The organism is Massilia sp. METH4, assembly GCF_037094685.1.
GTDB lineage: Bacteria > Pseudomonadota > Gammaproteobacteria > Burkholderiales > Burkholderiaceae_D > Rugamonas.
Genome location: NZ_CP146614.1, coordinates 5,218,965 through 5,240,001 on the forward strand (window position 1 = coordinate 5,218,965; position 21,037 = coordinate 5,240,001).

At 68.4% G+C, this 21,037-nt stretch carries 18 protein-coding genes; 4 read left to right on the forward strand and 14 right to left on the reverse strand.

The genetic code is table 11. The features are described from left to right. From V6Z91_RS22865 to V6Z91_RS22880, 4 genes are read right to left on the reverse strand one after another with little or no spacing between them, the layout of a single operon-like run. Window positions 1-795, reverse strand: coding sequence for a hypothetical protein (locus tag V6Z91_RS22865; RefSeq protein WP_338761612.1), 795 nt, complete (start codon window positions 793-795; stop codon window positions 1-3). Further along, on the reverse strand, window positions 792-1,523 hold the full coding sequence (locus tag V6Z91_RS22870; RefSeq protein WP_338761615.1) for a hypothetical protein: 732 nt from the start codon (window positions 1,521-1,523) through the stop codon (window positions 792-794). The genes V6Z91_RS22865 and V6Z91_RS22870 overlap by 4 nt, the downstream gene beginning before the upstream one ends. A gap of 13 nt (window positions 1,524-1,536) precedes the next feature. Then, on the reverse strand, window positions 1,537-2,052 hold the full coding sequence (locus V6Z91_RS22875; protein ID WP_338761617.1) for a phage tail protein: 516 nt from the start codon (window positions 2,050-2,052) through the stop codon (window positions 1,537-1,539). Between the two features lie 10 nt (window positions 2,053-2,062). Next, window positions 2,063-4,099, reverse strand: coding sequence for a phage tail sheath C-terminal domain-containing protein (locus V6Z91_RS22880; RefSeq protein ID WP_338761620.1), 2,037 nt, complete (start codon window positions 4,097-4,099; stop codon window positions 2,063-2,065). A 426-nt stretch (window positions 4,100-4,525) separates the two neighbouring features. Here V6Z91_RS22880 and V6Z91_RS22885 point away from each other — a divergent pair, with 426 nt between their 5' ends. Both V6Z91_RS22885 and V6Z91_RS22890 read left to right on the forward strand, forming a co-directional pair. After that, window positions 4,526-5,533: a sigma-54 dependent transcriptional regulator gene (locus V6Z91_RS22885; RefSeq protein WP_338761623.1), complete on the forward strand. Its 1,008-nt coding sequence runs from the start codon at window positions 4,526-4,528 to the stop codon at window positions 5,531-5,533. A 669-nt stretch (window positions 5,534-6,202) separates the two neighbouring features. Next, a complete protein-coding gene (locus tag V6Z91_RS22890; RefSeq protein ID WP_338761626.1) occupies window positions 6,203-6,619 on the forward strand; it encodes a hypothetical protein in 417 nt (138 codons plus the stop codon). Between the two features lie 479 nt (window positions 6,620-7,098). Here the strand turns inward: V6Z91_RS22890 and V6Z91_RS22895 are convergent, their stop codons facing one another. Genes V6Z91_RS22895 through wrbA form a run of 10 tightly spaced genes read right to left on the reverse strand, consistent with a single transcriptional unit; the run spans window position 7,099 to window position 18,988 of the window. Next, window positions 7,099-8,070 (reverse strand): thymidylate synthase, encoded by a 972-nt coding sequence (locus V6Z91_RS22895; protein WP_338761629.1) that lies wholly within the window; start codon window positions 8,068-8,070, stop codon window positions 7,099-7,101. 39 nt (window positions 8,071-8,109) lie between these two features. Next, window positions 8,110-9,546, reverse strand: coding sequence for a DEAD/DEAH box helicase (locus V6Z91_RS22900; RefSeq protein ID WP_338761632.1), 1,437 nt, complete (start codon window positions 9,544-9,546; stop codon window positions 8,110-8,112). Then, the gene (locus V6Z91_RS22905; RefSeq protein ID WP_338761635.1) at window positions 9,543-10,634 is read right to left on the reverse strand and encodes a beta-eliminating lyase-related protein; all 1,092 of its coding nucleotides are present in this window, start codon (window positions 10,632-10,634) and stop codon (window positions 9,543-9,545) included. The genes V6Z91_RS22900 and V6Z91_RS22905 overlap by 4 nt, the downstream gene beginning before the upstream one ends. After that, the gene (locus V6Z91_RS22910) at window positions 10,627-12,474 is read right to left on the reverse strand and encodes an ABC transporter transmembrane domain-containing protein (protein ID WP_338761637.1); all 1,848 of its coding nucleotides are present in this window, start codon (window positions 12,472-12,474) and stop codon (window positions 10,627-10,629) included. Before V6Z91_RS22910 ends, V6Z91_RS22905 begins: the two co-directional genes overlap by 8 nt. Window positions 12,475-12,494: 20 nt before the next feature. Further along, window positions 12,495-13,571: a carotenoid 1,2-hydratase gene (locus tag V6Z91_RS22915; RefSeq protein ID WP_338761639.1), complete on the reverse strand. Its 1,077-nt coding sequence runs from the start codon at window positions 13,569-13,571 to the stop codon at window positions 12,495-12,497. Beyond that, window positions 13,571-16,135 (reverse strand): FtsX-like permease family protein, encoded by a 2,565-nt coding sequence (locus V6Z91_RS22920; RefSeq protein ID WP_338761642.1) that lies wholly within the window; start codon window positions 16,133-16,135, stop codon window positions 13,571-13,573. The genes V6Z91_RS22915 and V6Z91_RS22920 overlap by 1 nt, the downstream gene beginning before the upstream one ends. Continuing rightward, window positions 16,132-16,551 (reverse strand): DUF4124 domain-containing protein, encoded by a 420-nt coding sequence (locus V6Z91_RS22925; RefSeq protein WP_338761645.1) that lies wholly within the window; start codon window positions 16,549-16,551, stop codon window positions 16,132-16,134. The genes V6Z91_RS22920 and V6Z91_RS22925 overlap by 4 nt, the downstream gene beginning before the upstream one ends. Continuing rightward, on the reverse strand, window positions 16,548-17,954 hold the full coding sequence (locus V6Z91_RS22930; protein ID WP_338761647.1) for an FAD-binding oxidoreductase: 1,407 nt from the start codon (window positions 17,952-17,954) through the stop codon (window positions 16,548-16,550). Before V6Z91_RS22930 ends, V6Z91_RS22925 begins: the two co-directional genes overlap by 4 nt. A 15-nt stretch (window positions 17,955-17,969) precedes the next feature. Beyond that, window positions 17,970-18,380, reverse strand: coding sequence for a DUF2069 domain-containing protein (locus V6Z91_RS22935; protein ID WP_338761650.1), 411 nt, complete (start codon window positions 18,378-18,380; stop codon window positions 17,970-17,972). Next, a complete protein-coding gene (gene wrbA / locus V6Z91_RS22940) occupies window positions 18,380-18,988 on the reverse strand; it encodes an NAD(P)H:quinone oxidoreductase (RefSeq protein ID WP_338761653.1) in 609 nt (202 codons plus the stop codon). The genes V6Z91_RS22935 and wrbA overlap by 1 nt, the downstream gene beginning before the upstream one ends. Window positions 18,989-19,069: 81 nt before the next feature. On the opposite strand from wrbA, the gene V6Z91_RS22945 reads away from it, so the two are divergent. Both V6Z91_RS22945 and V6Z91_RS22950 read left to right on the forward strand, forming a co-directional pair. After that, window positions 19,070-20,425, forward strand: coding sequence for a YihY family inner membrane protein (locus V6Z91_RS22945; protein ID WP_338772015.1), 1,356 nt, complete (start codon window positions 19,070-19,072; stop codon window positions 20,423-20,425). Between the two features lie 128 nt (window positions 20,426-20,553). After that, a complete protein-coding gene (locus V6Z91_RS22950) occupies window positions 20,554-21,009 on the forward strand; it encodes a CBS domain-containing protein (protein WP_338761656.1) in 456 nt (151 codons plus the stop codon). Window positions 21,010-21,037: the final 28 nt, after the last annotated feature.

The window sequence follows — 21,037 nt, forward strand, 5'->3', positions numbered from 1 at the left end:
TCAGAACCTGCGCAGGCTGCGGCGCGCCAGCGCGCCTCGGGTGGGACCGGAAATGCCGGCCGGGGGCGCCGGGACTGCCGGCGCTGCCGCTGCCTGCACGGCGGGCGCGTCGACGCGGACCTGGATCGTGCCGATCGAGATTTCCACCGTTTCGTCGTGCAGCGCGCCCTGCAGGACATCGGCGGATGCTGCCGCGGGAGGAGAAATCCCTTCGGCACGGCGCGGCCCGGCCGGCACCGGCGCGGGCTGCTCCTGCCCGGCCCGCAATGGCGCGGGGTGTGCCGGGCCCGTGTCGGAGGCGTCTTGCGGTCCGGCCGCGACCCAGTCCAGCGCCGCCTGGATCAGCGCGCGCCCGGGTTCGGCAGCGGCCGCCGCCCGCACGGCGGGCGGCGCTGGCGATTGTTCGGGCGCGGGACGCGGCGCACCTGCCTCGTGCGGCGGTTCACCCACGGCCGAAGTCGACGCGGCTATGGAAGCCGGTGCAGGATGCGGCGCGGATGGGAGCCGGATCGGCGGAGCGAGCGGCGCCGCCGGCGTTTGTGTTGGCGTTGCCGGCTGCGTACGCTCGGTCAACCCAGCCGCCAGTGCAGGCGGCTGCCGCTCCCCGGCGGGCACCGGCATGGCGGGCTCTTCGCCGACCGCTTCGAGCCCGGATTCGGGTGCGGTTGGCTGGATCGGCGGGGCCGCCGCCATGCCGCCGACCGCTTCGAGCCCGGATTCTGGTGCAGTTGGCTGGATCTGCGGGGCTGCCGCCATGCCGCCGGAGCGCAGCAGCGCGTCGAAGTAGCCGCTCATCGTTCTTCCCCGATCATGGCCAGGTAGCGGGCGCGGCGAGCCGGCGGCACGGCCAGCACCTGCGCTTCGGTCCAGCCGTAGTGCGTGGCGCAGATGTGGATCTGCTCGAGGAGCGTGCGCTGGCTGGCCGCCAGGCGGCCCAGCGCCAGTGCTTCCAGGTCGAGCGCCACGTCGTTGCCGGCGCCGCAGGCGGGGCAGGCACAGGCCACAGTGAAGTCGACCAGGGGGTCGAGCGCCGCCAGGGCCGGCGCCAGGGCTGCCTCGTCATCGGGGCTGCCGTCGCCTTCCACCAGCAGCGTGCCGATCATCAGCGTCACGGCTGCCTCGCGCGTGGCGGGGCGCGCCTCGCGCCAGCGGCGCAGGTCCGTACCGGTGGGCCGGCGCAGGGTGGCGGCGCGGCCGGTGCCGAGCGCCACGCGCAGCGGCTCATCCCCGGCCGCGTAATCCGCCAGCTGGCGCAGCGGCAGGTCGAAGCCGAACATCTCGCCGCAAGCGGTGCAGCGCGCATGCAGCGGCAGCGTATCGCGCCCGTCCGTCAACGCGGCGAGCCTCAACAGGGTTGCAGTCCGCAGGCTCACCGACTGGTCCCACCAGAAGTTTGCATCGGCGGGCGCGCAGCAGCCGGCCAGTAGCTCCGTCACGAGCGCTGGCCGGTCGGGCCGGCCGAAGTCCAGGTCCAGGTCGGGTGGCTGGCCGAACGGCCGGACGGGTACCGTGGCGGCATGCATGGCGCGCGCCCCCTCACGACAGCGTCGGTTCGGCCGGTTCGACGACGGCGAGGTCGCGTTCCCAGCCCTCGTTTTCCAGCTTCAGCGTCTGGATGGCGATGGCATTGGCGTTGGCGTCCAGATCCGGCATGGCCTGGAATTCGGACACCCAGCAGCGGTAGATCCTGTAGGCCAGCACCACCTGGCCCGTTTCGTTGTACACCTCCAGGATCAGGTCCTTGCGGAAGTCCTTCAGGCTGATCTCGGCGCCCAGGCCGGCGCCCACGTGCCACACCTTGTTGGCCCAATCCTCGAATTCGGGATCGTGCGTGACGCCGCGCTCCAGGGTGATCGCCTCGTACTTGGTGCGCCCCGGCGACTTGCGCGAGGTGGACGGGTCGCCGCCTTCGCGGTGTTCCACCACCTCGGTGCTGCGCTTGAGCGCGCCGACCTTGCTGACGCCGGCCACGTAGCGGCCATCCCATTTGACGCGGAACTTGAAGTTCTTGTACGGATCGAAGCGGTGCGTGTTGACTGCGAACTGGGCCATGGCCGACTCCTTACTGCAGATCGCCGGCGATCTGCTGGATGGTGATGACGACGAATTCGGCCGGCTTCAGCGGCGCGAACCCGACCACGATGTTGACGATGCCGAGGTTGCGGTCGGCCTGCGTGGTGGTCTCCTTGTCGCACTTGACGAAGTAGGCCTGCTGCGGCGTGAGGCCCTGGAAAGCGCCCTGGCGGAACAGGTTGTTCATGAACACGCCCACGTTCAGGCGGACCTGCGCCCACAGCGGTTCGTCGTTCGGTTCGAACACCACCCATTTCGTGCCGCGGAACAGGCTCTCCTCGATGAACAGCGCCAGGCGGCGGATCGGGATGTACTTCCATTCGCTGGCCAGGGAGTCGGCGCCGTCGAGCGTGCGCGCGCCCCACGAGATGTGGCTGTAGCCGGGGAAGGTGCGCAGGCAGTTCACGCCCAGCGGATTGAGCGCGCCGTTCTGCAGGTCGGTGAGCACGTAGGCCAGTGCCTGCACGTTCTCCAGCCGCGCATCGGTGCCGGCCGGTGCCTTCCACACGCCGCGCGTGGCGTCGGTGCGCGCATACAGCCCGGCGATGGTGCCGCTGGCGCCGATGCTGCGCAGCCGGTTGCCGTTCGCCGGGTCGGGCACGAAGGTGCGCGGGAAGTACACGGCCGCGTCGCGGCTGCGCAAGGAATCGTTCTCCATCATCCACGTCTGCATCGCATCGAGCGTGGCGGTGGTCTCGGGAATGTCGATGAGCAGGAATCCGCGCCGGCTGGCCATGTAGGCGGCGGCCTGGTCGTACACGGCGCGCATCGCGGTGCCGGCCAGCTCGGCGGCGCGCGGAATGCACAGGATGTTGACGAGGTCCACGTCGTCCAGCGCATGGAAGCCGGTCTTGGCCGCGCTGCTGCCGATCAGCGCCGCGTCGTCCACCGGAAGGATGCCGTCGAGCCCCCCTTCGAGCTGGTACTGTTGCACGTTCGGCGCCACCGCGGCGGGAAAGCCCATGTCGGCAGCCGCCGGGCCCTCGACGTCGATGGTGGTGCCGGGCAGCCAGGCCGGGCTGCCGCGGCCGCCTTGAACGACGTAGCGGAACGGGCTGGCGGCGGTACCGTTGCCGAGCAGGCGCACGGTGGCGCCGGCCAGCGCCGAGCGTTCCGGCTCGGCGGTGACGACGCCCGGATCGGCGAGCCCGCGGATCGCGGCTTCGATGAAGGGCCGTAGCGCGGCATACGTGGTGGGCGCGGGGCCGGGATAGGTCAGGGTCGCGGTGCGGGTCGGCCGCGCGACGGGCGGATCGGTATCGTCGGCCACGGTAACGTCGAAGGTCGCGCCGCTGGCGGGGATCACGGGCGGCAGCGGCAGCAGGTCGCCCAGCGTGCCGGTCACGGCCGGGCGGGGGAAGGGCGCGACAACGGGCAGGGCCGGCAGGTCGGCCGTGCCGGCCAGATTGCGCCGGTCCAGCTGGACGATGCGCGACGTTTCGTTGACGGTGGGGATCGCGTAGTTGGGCGCCGCCGCGTCCATCGTCAGGTTGCGGAAAGTCTCGGTGCGCGCCACGCGCGGCCGCCCGTTCTCGACCACCACCTCGCTGACGGTCAGGTTGAATGTCTCGGTCGGCGCGGCCGTGTCGTAGTCGACGTCGAGCCGCACGTTGTTGCCCCAGGTGCCGGGATCCGCGGCGGGCTGGCCACGCAGCCGGCGCCCGGCAAGCACGCGGAACATGTCGTCGCCCGCCCCGGCGGGTTCGTCGTTGATCAGGGCGCGCGCCTCGATGGCATTGTTCGCCGGCGCGGCGTCGTCCAGCGTGGCGACCCGCACCACCCAGCACTCGGCGCCGCCGTTCTGGAAGAACTGCTTGATGCCGTAGCTGGCCGCGCTCTGGCGGTCGATCCCGCCGAACTCGCGTTCGAAGTCGGCATAGCCGAGGCACTGGACGGCCTCGTTCAGCGGGCCGCGCGAGAAGTTGTCGACGAAGCCGGCGATCGACGTGGCCACGCCCGTGATGGTGCGAACGCCGCTGGGCCGTTCCTCGATGTAGACGCCGGGGTAGGTGAGGGTGCTGGGCATGGCTGGTCCTTTCATGGCAACCGACTGGAGCTGCATGGGCGGCCGGCATCGCTCGGTGGCAAGGCTCACTGGCAAGACTTACTGGCAAGACTCAGTGGCAAGACTCAGTGGCAAGACTCAATGCCATGACTCACTGGCATGGCGATCCGGCATGCGCCTGGGCGCACCCGTGGCGCTGCAATCGCCATGCCAATTGCGGCAGGGGCGGAAGGACGGGCGAGTGTGCGTCGCCGGCCACGGGGCGTGACGGCCAGCCCGCGTCCGGGCATCGCCCTGGCCTGTGTCGAAAATCGCACGGTTGTGGCGGGAATGCACAGCGCTTGATCTGCCTGAGCCACCTCCCTATACTGGCCTGACGGCGTTCGCGCGCTGGGCGGTTTCCGCCGTACCCGTGCGGCGCCCGATCTTCGGGCAAGGAGAATCGCCATGCTGCTGTCCGAACCGTATCCGCAGCCGGAACTGCCCCGCGACTTCGTCGGTTCTTCGCCCGTGTTCCTGGAGGCGCTCGCCTTGATCCGCCGCTTTGCCCCCTCGCGCGCGCCGCTCCTGATCACCGGCGAGAGCGGCACCGGCAAGGAACTGGCCGCGCTTGCCGCGCACGCGCTGAGCGAGCGCCGCGGCGGACCGTTCATCCCCGTCAATTGCGGCGCGCTGCCCGACACACTGGTCGAAAGCGAGTTCTTCGGCCACGCCAAGGGCGCCTTCACCGATGCGATTCGCGCCCGGCAGGGCCTGGTGCGCGATTCCGAAGGCGGCACGCTGTTCCTGGACGAGATCGAGGCCCTGTCGCCGCGCGGCCAGGTCAGCCTGCTGCGCTTCCTGCAGGATGCCTCGTTCCGCTCGCTGGGCGAGGAACAGCGGCGTCACGGCAATGCGCGCGTGGTGGCGGCCTCGAACGTGGATCTCCGCGAGCTGGCCGACCGCGGCGTATTCCGTGCCGACCTGCTGTTCCGGCTCGACGTGCTGTCGATCCGCATGCCGCCATTGCGCGAGCGTCCGGACGACCTGGGTCCGCTGGCCGCCCACCTGCTCGCCAAGGCGGCGCAGCGCGAGGGAGGCAAGCCGAAGCGGCTGGCGCAGGCGGCCAGCGACCTGCTGCCCAGCCACCCCTGGCCCGGCAATGTGCGCGAGCTGGAGCACGTGCTGTTGCGCGCCCACCTGCTGAGCACCGGCCCGCGCATCGAAGCGGACGACCTGCGCCGCTGCTGTGCCGCACTGGGCAGCGCGCCGGACGGCGGGGCGCCGGTCGATATCGGGGTGTTGCGGCGAGAGAAGCAGTTTGCCGTGCGCGAGGTGGAGCGGCGCTTCGTCGAGCGCGCGTTGGCGCAGGCGAACGGGAATATCAGCGAGGCGGCACGGTTGTGCAAGATGGAACGGGCGACGCTGAGCCGGCTGGCGAAGAAGTATCGGGCTGGTGCGCCGCTGCCAGCGTGAGCTGTAGCGCGCGGGATTACGCAGTCACCAATCCTCTCAAAGACTGACAGTGGCGGCGGCCGTTCAGACTAGTGTTGAGGCATCTTCATAACCCTCGCATGTCACGGTGCTACTCAGCACACATCGCGGACAGACGCGCGTAGCAGTTGCGTTGGTGCAACGGTGCAAGATCGCTCAGTTGCACTGCAGGCGTGGGGTTGCGCACGTTCCGATTGATGAGACGGTGCTAAACCGCATTTACCTTACGTACATCCGTCCTAATCGCTGGCGTGGCCGTCGGTTCAAGCCGCAGCGCGTTGATGAGGCCGCTATCTACTTTGGGTTAGCATCGCAGAGTACTATGCAGTACGCGTTCACCGCACATCCGACCTCGGCGGCGATTCGCTGCAGACTCAATCTCTGCCTCTTCAGTATTTCCATTTCCACGTACCCTCGTTGGGTATCAAGGCTGCCTCGCAAAATGGGGCCATGGTCTTAGACTGGCATATCAATTTTCAACCGCTGGGGTGTATCAAGTACAGCCGCTGCTGGACAACACATAGTGTTGCTTTTTGTTCCATGCATTGCGCAAGTAGGTCGAATTGCGCCTGAGGTAGGGGAAACTGTAGGCAATGTTGTCACTAGAGCCTGCCTCTGGGGGCGATCGACGTATCGATATAAGGAAGAGTTATGTATCTGCTGACCGATGGACGGACGATATTTCTGGAGTTTCTGCGAAATTTAACACCGCAGGCGTTGCTACTGTCCCTTGCATTCGTGACCGGATCGCGTCTGGACCTTAACGAATGGGATTTATCAAACTGGGCACAGACATTTATATTTCTCATGTTCGTGGCTCTCGCCCTGCTATCCGGCATTGCCAACGCGTCGTTGTTCATCGGTCGATTCGCACCGATGTTTCAGGTGCGCCGTGCTTTCAAGCGATTCGATCCGCGACTCCACAGGAAATTACCAGTAAAAGTTCGCTACGCATGGAGGAAGAAGGGCATTTTTTTCGAAGCGGCCTTTGTACTGCTGTCCGTCGAGCTCGGGATTGTCGCCGTGTTCTTGACTGCGATGGAGACAGCGAGAACGATGGTCCCTTAGGCCCAGCAGGGCGCAAAGGCGTAGCAAGCCCCCGCGGATGGTTTGCAACCCCTAGGCATGTGCCGGGGCTTGGCGGTCTGCTAGCTTCAGGGTCGCGCGGGTATTTCAGACTATTCTCTGGAACCTCTCACCGAGTGCAACCCGTGTACGTGTAGAGGGCCAAGCGCGGCCTTCAGTGGTGGGCGTGTCGCAAGGCGTGCATTCCCTTTGCTGCCTTGCTAGCTTCGTCGAATTTTAGCGCGCCGCCCTACAAGGACGGGCGCGAAGACGAACCGGGGGAGCCGGCGCTTAAGGACAAGCTCGCACCTGACGATCGGCGCGTTGCTCTTGTCAACGTCAGATTGGTATTCCCACGCGTCGACAGACGCCCGCCCAAGGCGCTTTTGGTGTTCCCCGAGCATGCACTGGTATTCCGCGATTTACGGCCCTGCTGGCCACGACAGTGACTTGAATCTCGGGTCAGCTCCGGCATGACGATGTCACACCGCCATCGGCGCCGTCAACGGCGGATGATGCCGATACCCCTCCAGGCTGAAGTCCGACGGCTCGATCTTCTCCAGCCATTCCGGCTCGTACTTGCCCGTCTTGGCAAACTCGGGCACGCGATCGGCGATCACCAGGCGCGGCGATTCGTACGGCTCGCGCTTCAGCTGCTCCTGCACCATCTCCATGTGATTCTCATAGATGTGCGCATCGCCGATGAAATAGGTGAACCAGCGCGGTGTGTAGCCCGTCAGGCGCCCGACGAGGTGCAGCAGCGCCGCGCCTTCGGCGATATTGAATGGCGTGCCCAGCCCGATGTCGTTGCTGCGCACGTACAGGCACAGCGAAATCTCTTTCGTCGTGGCGTTCGGGATGAACTGGTACAGCAGGTGGCAGGCGGGCAGGGCGACCTGGTCCAGCACGGCAGGGTTCCAGCCGTGGAACAGGATACGCCGGCTGGACGGGTTGTTGACGATGGTGTCCAGGCATTCGCGCAGCTGGTCGATGGCCTTGTACAGCAGGACTTTTTCCACACCGTTCTCGACGATGGGCGCGACTTCCGTGAAACCGTTGCGGCGCGCGTCTTCGCGCTGCGCGGTGGCGGCCGCCTCGATCACCTTGTAGCCGGGCCACTGGCGCCACTGCACGCCGTAGACAGGGCCGAGGTCGTCGACGCCTTCGCGGTACGGGTTGGCCAGCCATTGGGCGTTCTCGTTGGCATTCTGGTCCCATACCTTGCAGCCCAGCGCGCGGAAGTCGGCCGCGCTGCGCGAGGCGCGCAGGAAGGCGCACAGTTCGCCGACGACCGACTTGAAGGCCAGCCGCTTCGTCGTTACGGCCGGGAAGCCCTGCGCCAGATCGAAGCGCATCATGGCGCCCGGCACGGAGAGCGTGCGGATGCCCGTGCGGTTGTCCTGCCACGTGCCCTGGGCGAGGACGGTTTCGATCAGTTGCTGGTACTGCTGCATGTGCGGTGCTCCGGAAAATAAATGGTCGATTTTATCAGGTCAGCGCTTCTTCGCTGGCCGTGCGACTGCCTTGGCGGCAGCCTTGGCCGCCGACTTCGCGCCGCGGCCCGCCGCGACCACGACGGTGCCCTGCGGAATGCGCCTGGCGGGCTTGGCCGCCTCGCGCGGCGCCTGGCCAAAGCCGCCGGCGGGACGCGGCGCGGCCGGCGTCTTCGCCCCGGGCGCGGCGGGCTTGCCGGCAGCGGAGTTCATGGGCGCCGGCCCGCCCGTGCGAGGCTTGCCCGCAGGCTTGCGCGTCGCGGCCTGGGCTGGTTTGCTCGGCGTACCGGTCGACGGAACCCGGTGATCCGCTTCGAACCCCGGTACTTCCTCGCGCGGCAGCACCTGCTTGATCAACACCTCGATGGCCCGCAGCAGCTCCACTTCATCGGCCGCCACCAGCGAGATCGCCTCGCCCGTGGCGCCGGCGCGGCCGGTGCGGCCGATGCGGTGCACATAGTCCTCGGCCACGGTGGGGAGGTCGTGGTTGACCACCAGCGGCAGGCCGGCGATATCGAGGCCGCGCGCGGCGACGTCGGTGGCGACGAGGACCTGCACATCCTGCTCCTTGAAACGGGCCAGCGCCTTCAGGCGCGCCGGCTGCGGCTTGTCGCCGTGGATGGCGTCGGCGCGGATGCCTTCCTCCTGCAACAGGCCGACCAACTGGTCCACGCCTTTACGGGTCTTGGCGAACACCAGCACCTGGCTCCAGCCCCGTTCGCGCAGCAGGTGCAGGAACAGATCCGGCTTGGACTTCTTGTCGGTGGTGATGACGAGCTGGCGCACCGTCTTTGCCGCCGCGTTGGCGGGGCTCGCCTGCACCGACACGGGGTCGCGCAGCAGTTTCCCGGCCAGCGCGCGAATCGCTTCCGGGAACGTGGCCGAGAACAGCAAGGTCTGGCGTTCGGCCGGCAACGCGGCGAACACGGCATCGAGGTCGGCGGCGAAGCCCAGGTCGAGCATGCGGTCCGCCTCGTCCAGCACCAGGGTTTGCAGCTGGGCGAAGGTGAGGGCGCCCTGGCGCTGCAGGTCGAGCAGGCGCCCCGGTGTCGCCACCAGCACGTCCAGCCCTTTGCGAAGCTTGTTCACCTGCGGTTCGATCGGCACGCCGCCGTAGGCGACGCCGAAGCGCAGCGGCACGTGCGCGCCGTACTTGCGGAAGCTGCCGTACACCTGTTCGGCCAGTTCGCGCGTGGGCGCCAGCACGAGGCAGCGCACGCCCAACGGTTCGACGGCGCCTTCCAGCGTGAGGCGATTGAGCAGCGGCAGCGCGAAGCCGGCCGTCTTGCCGGTGCCGGTCTGCGCGGCGGCCATCAGGTCGCGCCCGGCCAGCACGGCGGGAATGGCCTGGCGCTGCACCGGCGTCGGTTCGTCGTAGCCCAGCTCGTCCAGGGCGCGCAGCAGCGGGTCGATCAGTTTCAGGGAACGGAAGGTCACAGCGCCGCCTCCAGTGCCCCGTTCCACGCGACTAGCGCGGCATGCACTGCTTCGTCGGGCAGGTCCAGCAGGTTGTCGCCCACATACCATTCCGTGTAGCAGCTGCCGTCCAGCTGCGCATGGTGGACGGCATTGTGCAGCCAGATGCGGTGTTCGCGGGCGATGTCGTTGCGGATTTCCAGTGCGCGCTCGCGTTCCACCGGGATATGCAGGTGGAACAGGTTGGCATGCGGCCGGGCCGGATTCACGCGCAGCATCGGATAGGCGCGCAGCGCTTCGAACAGCCATTGCGTGCGGCGGAACAGCGCCGGCATGGCGGCCAGCCGGGCATCGATCTGCATGGCGGCGGCCACGACGTACGGCGTGCGGTGGATGACGCTGCCACCCTGGCGGCGGTACCATTCCTGCGCCCGCGCGACGAAGCCGGCGCTGCCGGCCAGCATGGCGCCGCCGATGCCGCCGATGCCCTTGTACAGCGAGGTGTACACGGTATCGAAGCCGGCGGCGACCTCCGCGGGCGCGCGGCCGTAGCCGGCGGCCGCTTCCCACAGCCGGGCGCCATCCATGTGCAGGTGCGTATTCGTGTCGCGGCAATGCGCCTTGATCGCTTCCAGCTCGTGCCAGGCCGGCGACATGCCGCCGATCTCGCGCGCCGGCAATTCCACCGACACGGCGCCCAGGTGGTCGGGGATGGCCTTCAGGTCGTCCACCGTGAAGGGCCGGTAAGGGCTGCCCACCTGCAACGCGTGGAAGTGATCCAGCAACTGGTGGTTGCCCCGTTCATGCTTGAGGATGTGCGCCGTCGTGTGCAGCCCGACGAGGCGGCTGCCGCGGTCGCCGCACGCCAGCCGCAACGCCGTAGCCTGGGCCATCGTGCCCGTGATGCAGAACGTGGCCGCTTCCTTGCCCAGCAGCGCGGCGGTTTTGCGCTCCAGTGCCTGGATCAGTTCACCCTCGCCATACAGGTCATGCGCGACGCCGTGTTCCCCGCACCATGCGGCCATGGCGGCGAAGGCTTGCGCGGGCGTCTGTTGGCGGTGGCCCGGCAGCACGACCGTGCATTGCTGGCGCAGTTCGGCTTCAGTCATGGGCGTGCTCGACATGGACATTATGGAATTGTAGTGCTGCCAGGTTGGCATAGATGCCGCCCAGCGCCACCAGGCTCTTGTGCGTGCCGGTTTCGACGATGCGGCCGTCTTCCATCACGATGATGCGGTCGGCGCGCTGCACGGTGGCCAGGCGGTGGGCAATGATGACGGTGGTGCGGCCCACCATCGCCGCTTCCAGCGCCGATTGTACGAGGCGCTCGGATTCGGCATCGAGCGCGCTGGTCGCCTCGTCGAGCAGCAGCAGCGGCGGATTCTTCAGCAAGGCGCGGGCGATGGCGATGCGCTGGCGCTGGCCGCCGGAGAGGCGCACGCCGCGCTCGCCCAGGAACGACTGGTAGCCGTTCGGCAGGCGTTCGATGAATTCGTGGGCGGCCGCCAGCTTGGCGGCGCGGATCACTTCCTCGTCCGTCGCGTCGGCGCGGCCGTAGCGGATGTTCTCCATCGCGTCCGCCGAGAAGATCACCGTATCCTGCGGCACGATGCCGATCGCGCCGCGCAGGTCGTGCAGCGCCAGGTGGCGGATGTCCACGCCATCGAGGCGGATCGTGCCCTGCTGCGGGTCGTAGTAGCGCAGGAACAGCTGGAACAGCGTGGTCTTGCCGGCGCCGGACGGCCCGACGATGGCCACCGTCTCGCCGGGGCGGATATCGAGGTTCAGGTGGTCGAGGGCCGCCGACTCCGGGCGCGACGGATACGAGAACGTCACGTCCGCCAAGGTCAGCGCCGCGCCGTTGGCGGCGCGCGGCGGCAGGGCCAGCGCCTGTTCCGGCTCGCGGATATCCGATTGCGTGGCCAGCAGTTCGAGCAGGCGCTCGGTGGCGCCGGCGGCGCGCTGCGCCTCGCCCATCACTTCGGACAGGGCGCCGATGGCGCCCGCGGTAATCGATGCGTACAGGATGAATTGCCCCAGGTCGCCGCCCGACATGGTGCCGGAGAGAACGGCATGGGCGCCCAGCCACAGCACGAACACGATGGTGCCGAACACCAGCACGATGGCCAGCATGGTGAGCAGGGCGCGCGCGCGGATGCGCCGCATCGCCGTGCCGAAAGCGCTTTCGATGGTGGACCCGAAGCGCCGCGTTTCGATGTCTTCGTGCGTGAATGCCTGCACGGTCGGCATGGCGTTCAGGATCTCGCCCGCGACCGCCGAGGCGTCGGCAATGCGGTCCTGCGAATCGCGCGACAGCTTGCGCACGCGCCGGCCGAACATCACGATCGGCAGCACGGTCAGCACCAGCAGACCGATGATGATGCCGGTCAGCTTCGGGCTCGTCACGAACAGCATGACCAGGCCGCCGATGAACAGCAGCATATTGCGCAGGGCCATCGAGATGCTCGTGCCGACGACTGCCTGGATCAGCGTCGTATCCGTCGTGATGCGCGACAGGACTTCACCGGTCTGGGTGGTCTCGAAAAACGCAGGGCTCTGGCGCACCACGTGGCTGTAGACGGCGCTGCGGATATCGGCCGTGACACGTTCGCCCAGCCAGGACACGCTGTAGAAACGTGCCGCGGTCGCCAGCGCGAGCACCACGGCCACGGCGAACAGGGCGAGGAACACGGCGTTCACGTGCTCGGCGCTGTGCACGCCGGCCTTGGCGCCGAAGCCCAGGTCGATCATCTGCTTGAACGCGTACGGGATTGCCAGCGTGGCGCCGGCCGCGACGACCAGGGCGATGCCGGCCATCGCGAAGCGCGAGCGGTACGGTTTCAGGAAGGGCACGAGGCCGCGAAAGGCGGCCAGGCTGCCTTTCTTCAGTTCGCGGGGGGCATTGGGCGCCACGGTGTCGCGGGCGGTGGTGGTGGTGCTGTTGCTCATCTGGGTAGCTATTGGTTTTTCTAGAGTTTCATCGCGCGGACATAGCCCGTCAGCTCGAGGTAGGCGCGGCCCACGCGCTTGCCGTCGCGGCTGACGGTGACCGCGCCTTCCCAGTACACGGCGCCCGTCGAGCGGCGCGAATCGAGTTCCTGGTCGGGCTGCAGCGGGTCGAGCTGCCAGGCGGTGCCGCCCGTGTCGACGGTGACGGCGACCGGGTATTCGGCCCCGGTCCGGGGCGAACGCCAGCGCGTGCGCGGCGTGAACGTCACATCGTCGGGGCCGAAATGCGTGATCTTACCGGATGCGTCGCGCCACGTCGCGTGGGCCCACATCTTACCACCGGCCTTGTTCCGGATGCGGAAGGCCATCAGCGCGCCGCCATCGTCGAGATTCGCGCCCACCCAGTCCCAGCCGGCGGCCTGCGGGTCGAGCACCTGGCTGGACCATTCGTGGTCGAGCCAAGTCACGCCCGTCACGCTCGTGCGCTTGCCGTCGGCGCCGACGATCGTACCGGAAGTCTTCAGGTGCGGTTCGCTGTAGTAATAGCTGGCCTGCTCCGGGCGCGCGCCTTTCTGCGAATAGCCGCCGCGCCCCTGCAGCAGCACCGGCTGGGTGGGTTCCAGCACGAGTTCGAGCGCGAAGCCCGCCGCGGGAAGGGTCACCCGATAGCGCCCGTCTGCGCCGCGCTTCATGCGCCAGTCGTCCAGCTTCACGTCGGTATCCGCTTCGGCGGCATAGGCCAGGCCGAGGCCGGCGCGGGCGCTGCGTTCGTCGTGCAGCAGCTTGCCTTGCGCCGCGTCGGACAGCGCCGCGTGGCCGATGATGAGCTGCTTGGGCGCGAACTTGCTGGGGTTGGCGTCGTCGGTCTCCGTGCGGCTCCTGAAGAACGTCACCTGGTAGCCGACCGACTTGCCCTCGGCCGTCGTCAGCCACCCGGTCGCATACCACCATTCGGTACGGAACGACGGATGCGCGCCGAAGTCGCGCGGGAACGCGAGTCGCTTGCCGTTCTCCAGCGGCAGCACCGGCGAAAACACGGGCGGCGCCGCGAGCAGCGGGGCGGCAAGGGCCAGCAGCAGGATGAGAATAAGGCGCATCACCAGTCCTCCCGCACGGCGCGGATCGGGCCGCCGGACAGGGCCTGCCTGCCCGATGCCAGGGCCGTGAGCATGCTGGCCACCAGCAGCGCGCCGGCCACGGCACCCAGCAGCGGCCACGGATAATGCATCTGCATCGTCCAGTGGAATGATTGCGGGTTCACGACGTGGACGAGGATCAGGCTGATCGCCCAGCCGAGCACGAAGCCGGTGGCGATGCCCAGCGCCGTCAGCGCGCCGCCTTCGAAGGCGAGGATGCCGAGGATCTGCCCGCGCGTGACGCCGATGTGACGCAGCATGCCGAATTCACGCGCGCGGGCCAGCGTCTGCGCCGAGAACGTGGCCGCCACGCCGAACAGGCCGATGACGATGGCGATTGCTTCCAGCAGGTACGTGACGGCGAAGCTGCGGTCGAAGATGCGCAGCGACAGGGCGCGGATCGCCGACGGCGCCTCGACTTCCAGCGTGCCGCCGAAGGGCAGCCGCCGCAAGGCTTCGGTGGCGTCGGCCGTGCTCACGCCGCGGTCCAGCCACAGCGCGGCGTCGCTGGCGTCGCGGTCGCCCGTCAGGCGCATGTAGTCGGCGCGTTCGATCAGCACGGCGCCGGAAACGCGCGCGTAATCGCGCCAGATGCCGGCCACGAAGAAGGGCACGGCGCGACCGGCCAGGGGCAGCGGCAGCGTGTCGCCGGGGCGGATGCGGTACAGGTCCGCCATCGCTTCGGACACCCAGGCGCGCGGCAGCGCATTGCCGCGCTGCGCCGCCCCGTCGCCTACGAGGACCATCGCTTTTTCCGGCTGCGCGGGATCGATGTCGCGGGCGAGTAGCGCCACGTTGGGCCGGTCGGGTGCCAGCGACACGGAGCGCAGGCGCAGGAATTCGGCCCGCGCGATGCCGGGAGCGGCACGGATCGCTTCCTGTTCGCGTGGCGCGAGGCCGGCGGTGGCGCCGGCGCTGGCGATGCGCGCATACAGGTCGGCCGGCAGCACCTGCAGGATCCAGTTGTCGACCGACACGCGGAAGCTGGCCACCATGATCGCCATGGCCACCATCAGCGAAAAGCTCGACAGCACGCCGCCCAGCGCGATGCCGGCCTGGCCGGATGCGTTGGAGAGGCGCGCCAGCGTCAACGTCGGCACCGTGGGAATCGCTGCGCGCCCGGCGGTGGCCGCCGTCCAGCGCGCGTGCGCGAAGCGGAATGCCGTGGCGGCGATGCGCGGCATCAGGGCGATGCCGCCGATCAGCATCAGGGCGATGGACAGGTAGCCGAAGATGGGCAATTCCATCACGGGCGGCAACTGCGACAGCAGGGCCGCAAGTGCCAGGCAGGCCAGCGCGGGCCAGGGGCGGGACAGGCGGCGCAGCGCCACTTCGTCCGCGCCGGACTTCAGCGCGATGGCCGGGGCGGCGCGCGCCGCTTCCCAGGCCGGCGCCGCACAGCCGAGGAGGGCCACGCCGATGCCGAGGCCGAAATACACGAGGGCGGCGATGGGCGTGAACTGCACTTCCGGCCGTACGCCAGCGAAGTAGCCGGCCCCGAGGTCGCCGCCGAAGAAGCGCAGCGCCACGGCCGCGATCGCATAGCCGCCGGCGATACCCGCCGATGCGCCGATCACGCCCAGCGTGGCCCCTTCGACCAGCACCTGGCGCAGCAGCTGGCGTCGCTCCAGGCCCAGCACGCGCAGCAGCGCGAACTGGCTGCGGCGGCGCATCACGGACAGGGCCTGCGTGGAAAACACGAGGAAGGCGCCGGTGAACAGCGCGACGAGGGCCAGCACGCTGAGGTTCACCCGGTAGGCGCGGCTCATATTGCTGGTGCGGCTTTCCTGGTCGGCGTCGTTCGGCTGTCCCACGCGGAAACGGCCCGGATAGTCGCGCGCCAGTTCCTGCGCCAGCGTGCGCTGGAAGGCATTGCGGTCGACGCCGTCGCGCAATTTCAGGTCCACGCGCGAGAGCTTGCCGAGGCGGTCGAAGCGCCACTGCGCCGCGCCGATGTCCATCACGGCCAGGCGCTGGCCCACGCGCGCGCGCTGCAGCGAGCCGGCCACGCGCAGCGTGATCGTGCCGGTGCCCGCCATGAAGACGATCGAACCGCCGGCTTTCGCATCGAGCCATTGCTGCGCAGCCGGCGACAGGAACAGCGCGTCGCTGGCCAGCGTGTCGATTGCGACGCCGCTCTCCGGCGCGCCGATCAGGTCGGGCGCGATGTAGCCGACCCGGAACACGTCCAGGCCGAGTATTTTCAAGGGCTCGCGCCCGCCCGGCAGCGAGGCGTTGATCTCGAGCACCGGCGAGGCGACCGCCACTTCGGGCCGCGCGGCCAGGCGGGGGTAGATGTCTTCGTCGAACAGGGGTTCGGCGCCGGACACCTGCACGTCGGCCTGGCCGGACAGGCTTTGCACGGCCGCCGAAAATTCATTGAACGCCGCGGCGTTGATGAGGTGGATGGCGAAACCGAGCGCGACGCCGACGGCGATCGCGGCGATGGCGGTGAGGGCGCGGACCGGGTGCGCCCGCCATTCGCCCAGCAGCAGCCAGCGGGAGAGAACACGGAACGACGTCACTGGCACTCCGCCGCATGGCGCTCGGCGGCGCGGGCCGCTTTCAGCCGGGCCGCGTCGGCGCCTTGCGCGGTGGCGCGGCGCGCGTCGTCGGCCGCCCATTTGCTCGCGCGCTGCAATCTGGCGCACTGCTCGCGCCGCCGTGCGGCCTGGCGCTCACGGGCCGCATCGAGGCGGTCTTCCCGCGCTTCGCGGAGCTTGCGTTCCTGTTGCAGCCTGGCCGCCTCCACCTGCATGCGTTCCAGTTCGCCCGGTTCGGGCTGCATTGCCGGAGCGTCCTGCGCCTTCATGACGGTCTGCGTGCCGCGCGCGCATGGCGCCTCGCTGTACGTGACTTTCCCGCCGTCGACGCACTTGTACATCTGCGCGTGGGCGGGCAGGGCGGCCGCGAGGGAAGCAATGGCCAGGAGAACCCTCACAGGATCTTCCCGGGGTTCATGATGTTGGATGGGTCCAGCGCGGCCTTGATGGCCCGCATCAGGTTCAATTCCACTGGCGACTTGTAGCGCGCCAGTTCGTCGCGCTTGAGCGCGCCGATGCCGTGTTCGGCCGAGATCGAGCCGCCGAAGGCCACGACGGCGTCATGCACCACGCGATTGACGCTCTCCTGGTTGACGAGGAAGGCTTCGTTGCCGATGCCCGCCGGCGGCGCCACGTTGAAGTGCAGGTTGCCGTCGCCCAGGTGGCCGAAGCAGACCAGCCGGCAGCCCGGGAAGGCCTGTTGCAGCAGCGGTTCCGCATGGGCGATGAAATCGGCGATGCGCGAGACCGGCAGCGAGATATCGTGCTTGATGTTCTTGCCGTCCGCCGCCTGGGCCAGCGGAATGTGTTCGCGCAGTTGCCAAAGCCCGCGCGATTGCGCGACGGAGGTCGCGACCGCCGCGTCGCGCACGATGCCTGCCTCGTAGGCCGCGCCGATCGCGCCTTCGAGCAGGGCGACCGCATGCGCTTCCGATTCGCTGCTGGATATCTCCAGCAACGCGTATTCGGGATGCGGCCCGGCGAACGGGCGCGGCAGCTGCGGGAAATGCCTGGCCACGAGCTCCAGGCTGAACGCCGACATCAGCTCGAAGCCGGTCAGGCTGGCGCCGGCACGGTCCTGGACCAGGGAGAGCAGCCGCAGCGCATCCGCCGGGGAAGCCAGGGCGGCCAGCGCCGTGATCGACGCCTTCGGCGCGGGGAACAGCTTCATCACGGCGCCGGTGATGATGCCCAGCGTGCCTTCCGCGCCGATGTACAGGTCGCGCAGGTCATAGCCGGTATTATCCTTGCGCAGGCCGCGCAGGCCCGACCAGATCTCGCCCTGCGGCGTGACGACCTCGAGGCCCAGGCACAGTTCCCGGGTGTTGCCGTAGCGTAGAACGCCCGTGCCGCCGGCATTCGTGGACAGGTTGCCGCCGATCGTGCAACTGCCTTCGGCGGCCAGCGACAGCGGGAACAGGCAGCCTTGCGCGGCGGCCGCTTCCTGCAACTGTTGCAGGATGACGCCGGCATCGACGGTGGCCGTGCGGTTGACGGGATCCAGCGCGCGGATGCGGTTCAGGCGCGCCAGCGACAGGACGACGGCGCTGCCGCTCGCATCGGGCACGCTGCCCAGCACCAGGCCGGTATTGCCGCCTTGCGGCACGACCGGCACGGCATCAAGCGCGCACAGGCGCACCAGTTGCGCGACTTCGTCGACGCTGCCCGGCCGCAGCACGGCGCGCGCGCTGCCCGTGAAGCGGCCGCGCCAGTCGCGCAGGAAGGGTGCCATGTCGGCGGGCGCGTCGAGCACGAAGGCGGCGCCGGCGATGGCGCGGCAGCGGTCCAGGAAGGCGCTCATTCGTTAGACAGCCATCTATTTGCTGTGCCCGTTGCGGCTGCGCGCCACCTTGTCCAGCAGTTCCTGCGCGGCCTTCCTGGCAGCTCGTTTATATGGGTGCACGTACAGCAGCGCGCAGCAGAAGAATACGAGAACGAGGGCCGCTTCGCCCCAGCCAAGCCAGGGCATCGTCTGGTCGCTGTAGCCGCGCACCACGCCCTCGGCCAGGTAGGCGAGGATCATCATCGACGACCATTGCAGCGTGTACAGGTCGCGCTTGAGTACGCCTACCAGGGGGAACAGCAGCGGCACGGCCTTCAGCACCAGCCATGAGCCGCCCGGCTTCAGGGGCGCCAGCCAGGTTTCCCACAGCAGGCACCAGGCGATCAGCGCGGCCACGCTGGCCAGCGCTCCCCACCACAACACCTTTTGCCGGGTGCCGTTCATTACCGCTCCCGCAATTTCACGGCCGTTTCGGCCAGGCGCTTGCCGAGGGCGACGGCGATGCGCTTTTCCTCGTCCGTCACTGGCTTGCGGCCATCGACGCCGGCCCAGTGGCTGGCGCCGTACGGGGTGCCGCCGGACGACGTCGTCATCAGGTCGGGGTGGGTGTAGGGCAGGCCGATCACCATCAGGCCGTGGTGCAGCAACGGAATCATCATCGACAGCAAGGTCGATTCCTGGCCGCCATGCAGGCTGCCGGTGGATGTGAACACGCAGGCGGGCTTGCCGGCCAGGCTGCCGGACAGCCACTGGCTCGACGTGCCATCCCAGAAATACTTCATGGCCGACGCCATGTTGCCGAAGCGGGTGGGGGAGCCGACGGCGATGCCGGCGCATTCTTCCAGGTCCGCCAGTTCCACATAGGGCGCGCCGTCGGCGGGCACGTCGGGCTGCGTGGCTTCCGTGACCGTGGAGACGGCGGGCACCGTGCGCAGCCGCGCGTCGCACCCTGGCACGCTCTCGATGCCCTGGGCGATCAGCTCGGCCAGGCGGCGCGTGGCGCCATGCCGGGAATAGAACAAAACAAGGATAATCAGGTTGGGCGCGTTCATCGTTGGTATTATAGAACGCTTTACACCATGGCCAGGGGCCGGAACCATTTGAACCAGCGTATCGTCACCCTATACCAATACATGGCGCGCCGTTGCAACGACGGCGTGGCCGAACTGCGGTCCCTGTCGTGGGCCGAAGTGCGCGACCTGTGCCTGTTCGCGCGGCGCCGCTTGCGCGAGGAAAGCCTGCCCCAGGTTGCCGGCGGGCTCACCTTCACCACCGTGTTCGCGCTGGTGCCGGTGCTCACGATCGCGCTGGCCGTGTTCACCACGTTCCCGATGTTCAAGACTTTCCGCACGGCGCTGGAAGCGTATTTCATCCAGAGCGTGATGCCGAAGGCGATCTCGAACACGATCCTGTCCTATCTGACCACGTTCGCTTCGCAGGCCACCCGGCTGTCAGCCGTGGGTGCGGTCACGCTGGTGGCGACGTCGGTCGCGATGATGGGCATGATCGAGCGCGTGTTCAACCGCATCTGGCGCGTGAAGGCCGAGCGGCGCTGGACGCGCCGCATCCTCGTCTACTGGGCGCTGATCACGCTGGGGCCGCTGGTCATCGGCGTGTCGATCTCGCTGTCCACGGACTTCTTTTCCGCGACCTCGAGCCTGGTGGGCAATGTGTTCGGCGCGCTGGCGTATTCGATCCTGTCGCTGCTCCTCACCTCGGCCGGTTTCACGTTTCTCTACATCGCCGTCCCCAACAAGGTGGTGGACTGGCGCGATGCGCTGGCCGGCGGCGTGCTGGCCGGGCTCGCGTTCGAGCTGGCCAAGCGCGGCTTCGCCGTGTTCATCACGGAATTTCCCACCTATTCGCGCATCTACGGGGCGCTGGCGGCGCTGCCGCTGTTCCTGCTGTGGGTCTATCTGTCATGGCTGATCACGCTGGTGGGCGCGCTGCTGGTGGCGGCGCTGCCGGTCGTCAAGTACGAGCGCTGGTGGTACGAGCCCGTGCCGGGCGGGGCGTTCGTCGATGCGATGGCCGTGCTGAAGGTGTTGCACGGCGCCAGCCGCTATGCCGACACGGCGCTGGTGTCGTCCACGACGATCCGGGCGCGCACGCGGCTGGGTTTCGACGAGCTCGACAGCCTGCTGGACCGCATGGCCGAGAAGGGCTGGGTGGGCCGGGTTCGCGGCGAGCCCGTGCCGCGCGTGCAGTTCGGCAAGCACGTGAACGACACGGGCGACAATTGGGTATTGCTGGCCAACCCCGAGACGCTGACCCTGGCCGAAGTCTACCGGCTGTTCGTGTTCGGCGGCATGCTCGTCAACGCGGGCGTGGCGCAGGAGTCCAGCGACCCGCGCGACGTGGCCGCGCGCCGCGATGCGGCGCGGCTGGCACGCAATGTCGAGGACGCGGTGGAAGCGGGCCTCGGGCTCACGCTGGCCGACCATTTCGGCCCGGCGGTCGGGCGCGAGGAGGACCCGATCCCCTGCTGAAACGGAACAGTTCGGGTGTCGATACCGGCATGCATGCCTCGCGCGCTGGATTTTTTCACCCGCATACGCTACATTGCCCCAGAAGGCATAGAATAAAAAACACCTCATACACGGACAGGACGGGCACCATGAAAGTCTCAGAAATCCTTCAAGTCAAGGGTAACATCCTCTACACGATCACGCCGGACCAGCCGCTGGTGGAAGCCGCCACCACGATGGCCGAGAAGGATATCGGTTCGCTCGTCGTGATGGAATATGGCGACCTGGTGGGCATGCTGACGTTCCGCGAAGTGCTCAAGGCGCTGCAGGAGAACGCCGGTTCCGTGGGCGGCGGCACGGTCCGCAAGCACATGGACGACCACCCGATCACGGTGACCCCCGACACGGAGGTCAACGAAGTGCGCCGCATCATGCTGGAAAAGCACGCGCGCTACCTGCCCGTGATGAATGCCAAGACGCTGCTGGGCGTGATCTCGTTCTATGACGTGGCCCGCGCCGTGCTGGAAGCGCAGAGCTTCGAGAACCGCATGCTGAAGGCGTATATCCGGGATTGGCCGGCCGAGCAGGACGAGACGACGAGCTGACCGGCTCGCGTCCGCCAACGAAACGCTG